The 11,475-nt window shown below is 74.7% G+C and carries 10 protein-coding genes; 6 read left to right on the forward strand and 4 right to left on the reverse strand.

Annotated elements, in window-relative coordinates:
- Positions 1 to 20: 20 nt before the first annotated feature.
- The gene (locus tag ABUL08_RS06760; RefSeq protein ID WP_350935547.1) at positions 21 to 941 is read right to left on the reverse strand and encodes a 5'-3' exonuclease; all 921 of its coding nucleotides are present in this window, start codon (positions 939 to 941) and stop codon (positions 21 to 23) included.
- A 113-nt stretch (positions 942 to 1,054) separates the two neighbouring features.
- Between ABUL08_RS06760 and ABUL08_RS06765 the strand changes: the two genes are divergently transcribed.
- Positions 1,055 to 2,128, forward strand: a complete 1,074-nt coding sequence (locus ABUL08_RS06765; protein WP_350935549.1) for a DUF4037 domain-containing protein — start codon at positions 1,055 to 1,057, stop codon at positions 2,126 to 2,128.
- Positions 2,129 to 2,147: 19 nt separating this feature from the next.
- Here ABUL08_RS06765 and ABUL08_RS06770 read toward each other — a convergent pair whose 3' ends face one another.
- Positions 2,148 to 3,407, reverse strand: a complete 1,260-nt coding sequence (locus tag ABUL08_RS06770; RefSeq protein WP_350935551.1) for an MFS transporter — start codon at positions 3,405 to 3,407, stop codon at positions 2,148 to 2,150.
- A gap of 86 nt (positions 3,408 to 3,493) precedes the next feature.
- Here ABUL08_RS06770 and ABUL08_RS06775 point away from each other — a divergent pair, with 86 nt between their 5' ends.
- Positions 3,494 to 4,393 carry a winged helix-turn-helix transcriptional regulator gene (locus ABUL08_RS06775; RefSeq protein WP_350935553.1) on the forward strand — a complete coding sequence of 300 codons (900 nt, stop codon included), beginning with the start codon at positions 3,494 to 3,496 and terminating at the stop codon, positions 4,391 to 4,393.
- Here ABUL08_RS06775 and ABUL08_RS06780 read toward each other — a convergent pair.
- Positions 4,372 to 4,758 (reverse strand): nuclear transport factor 2 family protein, encoded by a 387-nt coding sequence (locus tag ABUL08_RS06780; protein WP_350935555.1) that lies wholly within the window; start codon positions 4,756 to 4,758, stop codon positions 4,372 to 4,374. The two genes, ABUL08_RS06775 and ABUL08_RS06780, sit on opposite strands and share 22 nt — an antisense overlap.
- Positions 4,759 to 5,075: 317 nt before the next feature.
- Between ABUL08_RS06780 and ABUL08_RS06785 the strand changes: the two genes are divergently transcribed.
- Positions 5,076 to 8,099 (forward strand): AfsR/SARP family transcriptional regulator, encoded by a 3,024-nt coding sequence (locus ABUL08_RS06785; RefSeq protein ID WP_350935557.1) that lies wholly within the window; start codon positions 5,076 to 5,078, stop codon positions 8,097 to 8,099.
- A gap of 12 nt (positions 8,100 to 8,111) precedes the next feature.
- Here the strand turns inward: ABUL08_RS06785 and ABUL08_RS06790 are convergent, their stop codons facing one another.
- Entirely contained in the window at positions 8,112 to 8,288 is a 177-nt protein-coding gene (locus ABUL08_RS06790) for a hypothetical protein (RefSeq protein WP_350935559.1), read from the reverse strand.
- A 345-nt stretch (positions 8,289 to 8,633) separates the two neighbouring features.
- Between ABUL08_RS06790 and ABUL08_RS06795 the strand changes: the two genes are divergently transcribed.
- The 3 genes from ABUL08_RS06795 (at position 8,634) to ABUL08_RS06805 (ending at position 11,464) form a co-directional block, all read left to right on the forward strand.
- A complete protein-coding gene (locus ABUL08_RS06795) occupies positions 8,634 to 9,953 on the forward strand; it encodes an ATP-binding protein (RefSeq protein WP_350935561.1) in 1,320 nt (439 codons plus the stop codon).
- Positions 9,954 to 10,098: 145 nt separating this feature from the next.
- Complete coding sequence (locus ABUL08_RS06800) at positions 10,099 to 11,145, forward strand: beta-ketoacyl-ACP synthase III (protein ID WP_350935563.1); 1,047 nt, start codon at positions 10,099 to 10,101, stop codon at positions 11,143 to 11,145.
- Positions 11,146 to 11,218: 73 nt separating this feature from the next.
- A complete protein-coding gene (locus ABUL08_RS06805; RefSeq protein WP_350935565.1) occupies positions 11,219 to 11,464 on the forward strand; it encodes an acyl carrier protein in 246 nt (81 codons plus the stop codon).
- The last annotated feature ends 11 nt before the right edge of the window (positions 11,465 to 11,475 follow it).

An 11,475-nucleotide genomic window follows, 5' to 3' on the forward strand; every position in this document is an offset into this window, starting at 1 on the left:
CCGGGTCGGCCGACTCCCACTCAGTCCCGGGTGGCGAGGGCGTCGACGAGGCGGCGGCAGGAGCCGGCCAGGTTCCACTGCTCGGCCAGCTCCAGCAACCGGTCCGGGTCCGCCGGCGCCGTCGGCAGCGCGGTGGGCAGCGGCGGCAGCGGCACGTCGGTGGCGACCCGGACCACCTTCGGCGCGACGGCCAGATAGTCCCGGGCCGCGTCCAGCTTGGCCCGCAGCCCGGGGGCGAACCCGGACGTCGGGTCGTCGAGCGCGTCGAGGATGCCGGCGAGGCCGCCGTACCGGTCGATCAGCCGGGCGGCGGTCTTCTCGCCCACCCCGGGCACCCCGGGCAGCCCGTCGCTCGGGTCGCCGCGCAGCGCCGCGAAGTCGGCGTACCGGTCGGCGGGGACGCCGTACCGGGCCCGGACCGCGGCGTCGTCGCAGTCGTCCAGCTTCGCCACGCCCCGGCCGACGTAGAGCAGCCGCACCCGGCGGGTGTCGTCGATCAGCTGGAACAGGTCGCGGTCGCCGGAGACCACCTCGACCGGGCCGGGCTGGGTCACCGAGAGCGTGCCGAGCACGTCGTCGGCCTCGTAGCCGGTGGCGCCGACGGCGGTGACGCCGATCGCGGCGAGGACCTCCAGGATCATCGGCACCTGGGGGGAGAGCGTGTCGGGCACCACCTCGCCGCCCTCCGGCGCGACCCGGTGCGCCTTGTACGACGGCAGCAGCTCCACCCGCCAGGCCGGCCGCCAGTCGTGGTCGAGCGCGCAGACCATCCGGTCCGGCCGACGGGTGCGGACGAGCTGGGCCAGCATGTCGAGGAAGCCGCGGACGGCGTTGACGGGCTGGCCCGCCGCCGTCCGCGCGGCCGACTCGGGAATGCCGAAGTAGGCCCGGAAATAGAGGCTGGGGGCGTCGATCAGCAGGATCGGGGGTTGCTCTGCCACGCCGACAGCCTGGCACAGCGGTACGACGTCGTGGGGGACCGGCACGGCCCGGTCCAGGCTGGTGGCGGGGCGGCGGTCCCCCGTCCGGCGGGTGACCCGGGCAGACTGCGGGGATGACGTTCGTACCCGGGTTGGTCCTCGCCCGGCGCTTCCACGACGAGGTGCTGGCCCCGCTGCTGGCCCGGCGCCGGCCCGGGCTGCGGTACGCGGCCGGCCTGCTCGACGGCGGCTCGGAGCTGCTCGGCCTGGACACCGCGCGTTCCACCGACCACGACTGGGGTCCCCGGGCGCTGCTCCTGGTCGACGACCCGGCCGAGGTGGCCCCGCTGCTCAGGCTGCTGGACGCGGAGCTGCCGGCCCGGTTCCTCGACTGGCCGACCCGGTTCCGGGGTGGGCCGGAGGTCCGCCTCGGTGTCGCCGACCCGGCCGGTGAGCGGCACGGGGTGCAGGTGGCCGAGCTGGGCGGTTGGCTGCGCGACCGGCTCGGCTTCGACCCGCGTGGCGGGGTGGGGACGGCGGACTGGCTGGCCACGCCCACCCAGCGGCTGGCCGAGCTGACCGGGGGCGCGGTCTTCCACGACGGTCTCGGCGGGGCGCTGCACACCGTCCGGGCCCGCCTGGCCTGGTATCCGGACGACGTGTGGCGGCACGTGCTGGCCGCCGCGTGGGCCCGCGTCGCGCAGGCCGAGCACCTGGTCGGACGTTGCGCGGAGGTGGGTGACGAGCTGGGCAGCCGGGTGGTCGCCGCCGGGGTCGCCCGGGACCTGATGCGGCTGGGGCTGCTGCTGCACCGCCGCTGGCCCCCGTACGCCAAGTGGCTCGGCACGGTCTTCGCCGGCCTGCCCGCGGCCGGGCCGGTGGTCGCGGCGCTGGTCGACGCCCTCGGCCCCGCCGGCTGGGCGGACCGGCAGGCCGGCCTGGTCCGGGCCCTGGAGACGGTCGCCGGCTGGACCAACGACACCGGCCTGGCCGAGGCGGTCGACCCGACGGCCCGCCCCTTCCACCAGCGGCCCTTCCTGGTGCTCGACGCCGGCCGGTTCGCCGCCGCGCTGCGGGCCGGGATCACCGACCCGGTGCTGCGGGCCCGGCCGCCGCTCGGGGCGGTCGACCAGTACGTCGACAGCGTCGACGTGCTCACCCACCCCGAGCGGGTCCGTCGGGTGGCCGGGGCCCTGCCGCCCGGGTGAGGGCGGTCCGCGGGGTCGGTCAGCCGACCGGCGCGGGCACCGGGGGCGGCCCGTCGACCCGCAGGTCGGTGAGGTCGCGCAGGCGCCGCACGGGGGACAGCAGCAGGGCCAGCGGGGCGAGCGCCGCCGCGCCGGCGAAGAGCAGCAGGGTGACCCGGGTGCCGACGACCCCGGCGAGGGCACCGGCGACCAGGCCGCCGACCGGGATCGCGCCCCAGGAGACGAACCGGACGGTGGCCATCACCCGGGAGAGCAGCTCGGGCGGGCTGGCGGTCTGCCGGTAGGTGCGGGTGGTGACGCTCAGCACCACCACCCCGCCGGCGAAGGCCACGTTGCCGGCGGCGAACGCCAGGTAGGCCGGCCAGCCCACCCCGAGCGGGACGACGGCCGCGCCGAGGACGGCGACCGCGCAGGCGACCAGCAGCGAGCGTGCGGTGCCCCACCGGCCGGTGATCCACGGCGTCAGCGCCGCGCCGAGCACGGAACCGACGCCCTCGACCGCGAGCAGCACGCCGACCAGGGCGGCCGGGGCGTGCAGCTCCCGGACCAGGTGGAGCGGATAGACGGCGAGCTGCGCCCCGCAGACGACGTTGACCGCCGTGGCGGCCCACATCGTCGGGCCCAGCACCGGATGGCGGGTGACGTAGCGCCAGCCCTCCCCGATCAGCTCCCGGACCGGGGGCCACCGGTCGGGGGCGTCGACCCGGCGGGCGGGCAGCGAGCGCAGCAGCGCCGCCGAGACGAGGTAGCCGGCCGCGTCGACCAGCACCGTCGGGACCGCGCCGAGGGCCTGCGCCGCCAGCCCGCCCAGGGACGGCCCGCTGAGCTGGGTGGCGGCATGCGTGGCGGAGGTGAGGCTGTTGCGGGCGTGCAGCTGCTCGCGGGCGACGATCTCCGGGAGGAAAGTGGCGTTGGCGACGTCGAAGAGCACGGTGGCGAAGCCCACCACCAGCGCCACGACCACGAGCTGGGCGACGCTCAACCAACCCCACCACCAGGCCAGCGGAACGGACGCGATCGCCCCGGCGCGGGCCAGGTCGGCGCCGACCTGCGCGCCGCGCAGCGGCAGCCGCTGCACGATCACCCCGGCGGGCAGCCCGATCACCAGCCAGGCGGCGAAGCTCGCCGCGGTGATCAGGCCCATCTCGAAGGCGCTCGCGTCGAGCACGGTCAGTGCGGTCAGCGGCAGCGCCACGGCGCCGACCGCCGACCCGACCGAGCTGGTCGTGCCGGCGGCCCACCATCGCCAGAACACCCCGGCTCCCTGAACGACGGCCATGCCGCCCACCCCCGTACGCGCGAGCCAGTGAGTTCCAATCTGGAACGGACTATAGTCGGCGGGACGGGTCGAGCGGGAGGTGGGACGTGCGACGGGCCGACCTCGGCGACGCGGACTGTGGCATCGCGCAGGCACTCGGCGTGCTCGGCGACTGGTGGACCGTGCTGATCGTCCGCGAGGTCGCCGGAGGCACCACCCGGTTCGACGCCCTCCAGCGGGAGCTGGGCGTGAGCCGGCGCGCCCTGACCGAGCGGCTCGGCGCGCTGGTGGCGAACGGGGTGCTGCGCCGTGAGCCGTACTCGCGGCATCCGCCGCGCCACGACTACCTGCTCACCGCGAAGGGCGAGGGGCTGCTGCCGGTGCTGGTCGCGCTCCAGGACTGGGGCACCCGGCACGTGCTGGGCCAGGGTGACCTCACCGCCACCGCCGAACCCGGCTCCGCCGAGGCGCGCCGGGTGCACGGTCTCGTCGGGCGCCGGCTCCCCCCGGTGCTGCTGCCCCGGCACGACGGCGGCGCGGAGCCACCGGCCGGGACCGGCCGATGGACCGTGCTGTACCTCTTCCCGGGGGCGTTCGCCCCCGCCGCCCAGGGCCTCCCACCGGGCTGGGCGGACATTCCCGGCGCCGTCGGGTGCACGCTGGAATCCCGGACGTACGCCGACCGGCACGCCCGCTTCAGGGACGCCGGTGCGGAGGTACGCGGGGTGAGCACCCAGCGCCCCGACCAGCTCGCCGCCTTCGCCGCGCACGCCCGACTGCCCTACCCGCTCCTGTCCGACCAGGACGGCCGGCTCGCCGCCGGGCTGCTCCTGCCGACCTTCCGGGCCGGCGGGGTGGACCGGTTCAAGCGGCTCACCCTGCTGGTGGACCCGGAGACGGTGATCCGGGAGGTGCAGTTCCCGGTCACCGACCCGGCCGGCTCGGTGGACGAGATGCTCGACCTGGTCCGGCGCCGGTCCCGCCCTCAGGCGGGCGCGACGAAGTAGAAGCGCCGGTAGCCCAGCAGCATCCCCTCGTCGGTCAGCGTGAACACGTCGACGAAGTCCAGGTCGGTCCGGCTCGACGAGCCGGTGTAGCGGCCCGTCACCGCCACCCCGTCGCCGTCCGCGATGACCTTGAAGATCTGGTGCCGGGTCGGCGGGCCGGCGACCTGGGCGTGGATCCGGAGCACCTCGGCCCGGCCCCGGCCCTGCGCCAGGTCCGGCCGCCGCACCTGCACGTGCTCGTCGAGCAGCGAGGCGTAGCCGTCGATGTCGCCCGTGTCGAGATAGTGGTACGACAGTCGCACGTGGTCGACTCCGGCCGCGGTGGCGACAGCGCTGCGCGTCCGTGAACCCCGGTGGCTGATCATCCGGCGGTCTCCTCTGCCTGGTTCCCCGTTGTCCACACTGGGTGGCTGTGCAGACAACTGTCGACCGACCAGGCAACTCCGGCCTATCACGGCGCTTTCCCCGTTGGTCGCCTGCCATTCACCGCCCGAACGGCAGCCGCCTCGGACCGGGTGCCGGCCGGGCTGCGACGCTCCACTTGACCATCCCGGAACGGGATTGCGCAACCTACGGACGGGTCGACAAGGTTGGTCGCGCGCGGCTGGACAACGGGCACCCCGATGAAGTGAAGTTGTTTTCAGAAACGCCATTCCTGAATAGCTGTCGGCCCTGGAGACTCATGCCCGACTTGACCCTCGCCCGCCCGGTCGCACCGCCCGGAATCGTCTTCCGGGTCCTGGGCCCCCTGCAGGTGGAAGGGGCCACCGGGACGGTTCGGATCCCGCCGGGACGCCAGGAGATCATTCTCGCCTGCCTGCTGATGGAGGCGGGACGGGTGGTCGGCACCGACCGGCTGCTCGACCTGATCTGGCACGAGGAACCACCGGACACCGCCCGTACCCAGATCCAGATCTGCGTGTCCCGGTTGCGCAAGAGCTTCGTCGCGGCGGGCGTCGCCGCGTCCGTGGTGTCCCGTGCTCCCGGCTACCTGCTGCGTACCGACGACGACGCGGTCGACCTGCACGTGTTCAACCGGCAGGTGATGGCCTCCCGGGTGCTGGTCAAGGAGGGCCGGGTCGCCGAGGCGGCGGAGACCCTGCGGGCCGCCGTGGCGCTGTGGCGGGGGCCGTGCCTCAGCGGCATCCCCAGCGAGGCGCTGCGTACCCGGGGGGTGCGGCTGGACGAGGACCGGCTGACCGCCGTCGAGACCTATCTGGAGCTGGAGCTGAGCCTCGGGCGCAGCCACGAGCTGGTCGGCGAGATCAGCCGGCTGGTGCACGAGCATCCGCTGCGGGAGCGGCTGCGCGGGCAGCTGATGCTGGCCCTGCACCGCTCCGGCCGGCAGGCCGAGGCGCTGGACGTCTACCGGGCGGGCCGGCAGCTGCTCGCCGACGAGCTGGGTCTGGAGCCGGGGGAGGAGCTGCGCCAGCTGGAGGCCGCCATCCTCGCCGGGGATCCGGCGCTGCACGCCGCCGGCCCGGCGCCGCACCGACCGGAGGCCGCCCGCCCGGCGCCGGCCGTCGCGCCGGCACCGGCGTACGGCGAGGAGAAGCCGCACCAGCTCCCGGCCGACACGGCGGACTTCGTCGCCAGCGAGCCGGTGCTGCGGACGGTGGAGGCCGCGCTGCTCGGCGGCGACGGGCAGCGGGCGCTCGGTCTGGTGGTGATCGCCGGCAAGCCCGGCATCGGCAAGAGCGCGATGGCCACCCACGTCGCGCACCGGCTGGGCGGCAGCCGCTTCCCCGACGGTCAGCTCTACTGCGACCTGCGGGGCGCCGGCACCGAGCCGGTCAGCGCGCGGGACGCCCTCGGCCGGTTCCTGCGGGCGCTCGGCATCCCCGGCCCGGTGATCCCCGACGGCACCGACGAACGCGCCGAGATGTACCGGACCCTGCTGGCCTCGCGCCGGATGCTGGTGGTCCTCGACGACGCGGCGAACGAGCGCCAGATCAGCCCGCTGCTGCCGGGCAGCAGCAGCTGCGCCGTCGTGGTCACCAGCCGCTCCCGGCTGACCGCGCTGCCCGGCGCGCAGCGGGTCGAGCTGGACGTGCTGGACCAGGCGCAGGCCTTGGAGCTGCTGGGCCGGGTGATCGGCGTGGAGCGGGTCGCCCGGGAACCGGAGGCGGCGGGCGCGCTGGTGCGTACGGTGGGGGGACTGCCGCTGGCGCTGCGGATCGTGGCCGCCCGGCTGGCCGCCCGCCCGCACTGGACGCTGGCGTCGATGGTGCACCGGCTGGCCAACGAGCGGCACCGCCTCGACGAGCTGGCGCACGGCGAGATGACGATGCGGGCCAGCCTCTCGCTCACCCACGACGGGCTCAACCGCGCCGACCGGCGGCTGCTGCGCCTGTTCAGCCTGGCGGAGGGGCCGACGGTGCCGGGCTGGATCGCCGGCGCGCTGCTCGACGACCACCGCCCGTTCCCGTCCGACCTGGTCGAGCCGCTGGTCGACGTGCAGATGCTGGACGCGGTGGCGGTGGAGCGCACCGGCGAGTTCCGCTACCGGTTCCACGAGGTGATCCGGCTGTTCGCCCGCGAGCAGCTCACCCTGCACGACAGCCCCGCCGTCCAGCTCGCCGCGACCGAGCGGATGGTCGGCGGCTGGCTGGCGATCGCCGAGCAGGCCCACGCCCGGATCTACGGCGGCGACTACACCGTGCTGCGCGGCGACGGACCGCGCTGGCAGCCGCCGGCCTCCTACGTGGAGAGCCTGCTGGCCGAGCCGATGGAGTGGCTGGACAGCGAACATCCCAGCCTCTGCCTCGCCGTCGAGCAGGCCGCCCAGGCCGGGCTGCACGAACTCTGCTGGGACCTGGCCACCACGCTGGTGACCCTCTTCGAGGCGCGCGGCTATTTCGACCACTGGGAGCGGACCCACCGGCGGGCGCTGGAGGCGACCCGCGCGGCCGACAACCGCCGCGGCACCGCGGCCGTGCTCAGCTCGCTGGGCACCATGCACCTGAGCCGGCAGCAGCCGGAGGAGGCGCGGCGGGCGCTCGGCGCGGCGCTGGAGATCTTCGACGACCTGGGCGACCCGCACGGGCTGGCCCTGTGCCGCCGCGACCTCGCCCTGCTCGACCGGCAGATCGGCGAGGACGACCGGGCCCTGCTCCTCTACGAGCAGGCCGCGCGGGACTTCGAACGGGTCGACGACGTGGTCGGCCGGGCGACCGTGCTGACCCAGAGCGCGTACATCTGGATGCGGCGGGGGCACACCGCCGTCGCGCACGACCAGCTCGAGGAGGCGCTGACCATCTTTCGCTCGGTGGGGTACGCCCACGGCGAGGCGCACGCCCTCCGCCGGGCCGGTCAGGTGCTGCTGCGACGCGGCGAGCACGTCCAGGCGGAACGGACGTTGACCGGCGTGCTGGAGATGGTGCGCCGGGGTCGCGACATCATCGGCGAGGGGCACCTGCTGCGCAACCTCGGTGAGGTGCACGAGGCCAGCGGACGTTACGAGCAGGCCCGGGACGCCTTCGCGCAGGCCCTCTCGGTGCGGGAACAGATCATGGACCACGGCGGCGCGGCGGTGGTCCGTCTGGACCTGGCCCGGGTGCTGTCCCGCTGCGGTGAGACCACCGCCGCCGGCGCGCTGCTGGAGCAGGCGGCGGCGAGCTTCCGGTCCCGGGGGATGCGGCACGAACTGCGGGAGGCGGAGCGGCTGTCGGAGGAGCTGGCCACCCGACGTCCGTCCGCCTCCTGACCCGCTGCGGGGTCAGTCCCAGGGGTTGTTGCTGCTCGGGCTGGGGGTCGGGGTCGGGCTGATGGTCACCGTGACCGACGCGTCCGGGGCCGGGGCGTCCGCGGCCTGCGCCGCCGTGGCGCCGAGGGCGACCAGACCGGCGGTGGCGGCGGCGAGAGCGAACATCTTGACAGCGGTGCTGCGGCCCATTGTCGACTCCTTGTCGGCGTTTCCCTGCGGTGTTGGGCTGAACGCTAACGACGGGCGGAATCTCGGCCTTATCCCAGCATGTATCTCGGCGCTATCACCATTGTCGACGGCCGGTGATAGCGCGGCCGTGCGGCGCCGCCGGAGATTTAGCGACGCACCGCCGGAGGGCGGGAGAACTGTTCTGAACTGCGGTTATCCGATGCTTGGCCGGGTGATGCCCGGCCGATAGCGGAGTCCGGACGATAGCGGTGACGAGGAAATCCCGGCGACGGGATCGACGGCGGACACGAGCCGCCCGCGCTGAATTTCCCCGCGCCGTGACACCGGAGAAGTGGAGACCGCAACATGAGCATCGACGTACGGAGCGGCGAGGACGTGCCGCGGTTCGGCCTACTGGTCCGCCAGCACCGGACCCGCATCGGATTGACCCAGCGGGAACTGGCGGACTTCTCCACGGTCAGCGTCCGGGCGATCCGGGACCTGGAGCAGGGGCGGGCGCGCCGGCCGCGGCAGGACACCGTACGACTGATCGCCGACGGCCTGCGGCTCGGGCTGCGGGCCCGCGCGGACCTGGAGTCCGCGGCCAACGAGGGCCGGACCAGCTGGGCGGTGAAGGCCGGCTACGAGGCCGACCCGCCGGCCCCGCCCTTCGCCACCGACGTGCAGCTCGGCCGGGAGGCCGAGACCGGCGTCATCCTCGACGAGCTGACCGGCGGCGCGGAACGGCTGCTGACCATCGTCGGCATCGACGGCGTCGGTCGGACCCGGCTCGCCCTAGAGGTCGCCACCCGGCTGCACACCGCCGAGCGGACCCCGGTGCTCTGGTGCCCGGTGACCACCGTCGGCCCGCGCCCCGGCGGCGACCGGCTCGCCGCCCTGGTCCGCGCCGCCGTCGACCAGCTCCTCGACAGCGGCGACGGCGGGACGGACGACGTCGCCGCGTTCGTGGAGACCGTCGCCGACCGTCCGCCGCTGCTGGTGCTGGACGGGGTGACCGGGACCGGCGTACGTGGGGACCGCCTCGCCGAGCTGCTGCGCGACTGCCCCGGCCTGCGGATCCTGGTCACCGCCGCGCAGCCGCTGCGGGTGCCGGGGGAGCGGACCTTCCTGCTCACCCCGCTGGCCGTCCCGGAGGCGGGTGAACCGGTCGACCCGCAGTCGCCGGCCGTGCGGCTCTTCGTCGAGCGGGCCCGCCGGGCCCGCCCCGACTTCCATCTCACCGCGGCCGACGCCGGCCTCGTCGGCGACATCTGCCGCCGGCTCGACGGGGTGCCGCAGGCGCTGCACGCGGCGGCGTCCTGGCTCGTCGTGTACGACATCCCGACGCTGCACCGGTGCCTGCACGACGACCCGGCGGGGCTGCTGCACCACCTCGCCGGCGCCGAGGGCGGCGGCGGCCTGCGGGAGGCGCTGGCGCGCCGGCTGGCCGACCTGCCCACCGCCGCGCGGGACCTGCTGGCCGCGCTCTGCGTCCGGGGCGACGACTTCGGCCTGCCCGAGGTGATGACGCTGACCGGCGGCAGCCTGCCCGACAGCGGCCGGGCCGTCCGCGACCTGGTGCTGCACGGTCTGGTCCGGCCCAGCTACGCGGCCGGGCAGTCCCGGTTCCGGATCCTGCACCTGGTCCGGGCCGCCCAGCTCTGCGCCCTGGCCGCCCGGGTCTGACCACCCCCGCAACTGCTGCGTGGGTGCCGGAACAACTGCCGCTCGGCGCGTACGGGCGCCGGTTGAATGACTGCACACCGAGCAGGAAGCGGTCCGGCGGAGAGCCCGTCGGACCGCCGGACGACGGTACGAGGAGGGACGACCTTTGTCGGCGAATGTCGAGCACACGAGGAACACCAGGACGGCCGTCATCGCCGGCCTCGGCGCGTACGTGCCGGAGCAGGTGGTGAAGAACGACGAGATCGCCGCGCGGCTCGGCGTCACCACGGACTGGATCCGGGACCGGACCGGCATCGAGCAGCGGTTCGTCCTCGAACCCACGGGGGCCACCTCCGACCTGGCCGTGGAGGCCGGTCGGCGGGCCCTCGACTCCTGCGGGAACCCGGAGATCGATTTCCTGATCCTGGCGACCTGCACCCCGGACCACCCCTTCCCGGCCACCGCGCCGGCGGTCGCCGCCCGGCTGGGCCTGAAGGGCATCGCCGCCTTCGACCTCAACGCGGCCTGCTCCGGGTTCGTCTACGCGCTGTCGGTCAGCGCCGGCATGCTCGCCTCCGGGGCGTACCGCACCGGGCTGGTGATCGGCGCCGACGCGATCTCCACCATCCTCGACAACGACGACCAGATCACCGCGCCGATCTTCGGTGACGGCGCCGGTGCCGTGGTCGTCCGGGCCGGCGGCACCGACGAGCCGGGCAGTGTCACCGCGCACGTCCTAGGCAGCGACGGCGACCTGCTGGACATCATGAAGACGCCGGCCGGCGGCTCCCGGCAGCGCTCCGCCGGCGTCGGCACCGACGTCGCGCAGAGCTACTTCACGATGGCCGGCCGATCCGTCTACAAGCACGCCATCAACCGGATGACGCTGGCCTCGACGTCGGTGCTGGAGCGGATGGGCTGGGGCGTCGACGACGTCGACTGGCTCGTCGCCCATCAGGCCAACCGGCGCATCCTCACCGCCACCGCCGAGGCGATCGGCATCCCGGCCGAGAAGGCGGTGATCAACGTGGACAAGGTGGCCAACACCTCCGCCGCGTCCATCCCGCTGGCCTTCGTCGACGCGGTGGAGTCCGGCGCGTTCACCGCCGGCGACAAGGTGCTCCTGGCCGCGTTCGGCGGGGGCGCCACCTGGGCCGCCGCGGCCCTGACCTGGCCCGACCTGACGCTCGCGGCCCCGCACGTCACCCGCTGACCGTTCCACCCGCCGCGACCGCACCACCGCACCACCGATCACACAGGCGAGGCACTCACCCGAGGGCCCGACGATGGGAGACACCGTGCTGAACACCCTGGAGAAGGTCAACGAGATCGTCCTGGAACAGGTGCCGGACCTGGAGGTCCGCATCGGCCCGGCACACCGGCTCAGCCAGGACCTGGGCATCGACTCGCTCACCTTCGTCGACATCCTGGTGAAGGTCGAGAAGAGCTTCGACATCGAGATCACCGACGACGAGCTGGCCGCCGTCCAGAGCGTCCAGGACATCCTGGACCTCATCGAGCGGAAGCAGTGACCCGTACCCCG

Origin of the sequence: Micromonospora sp. CCTCC AA 2012012, assembly GCF_040499845.1 — a bacterium.
Lineage (GTDB): Bacteria > Actinomycetota > Actinomycetes > Mycobacteriales > Micromonosporaceae > Micromonospora > Micromonospora mangrovi.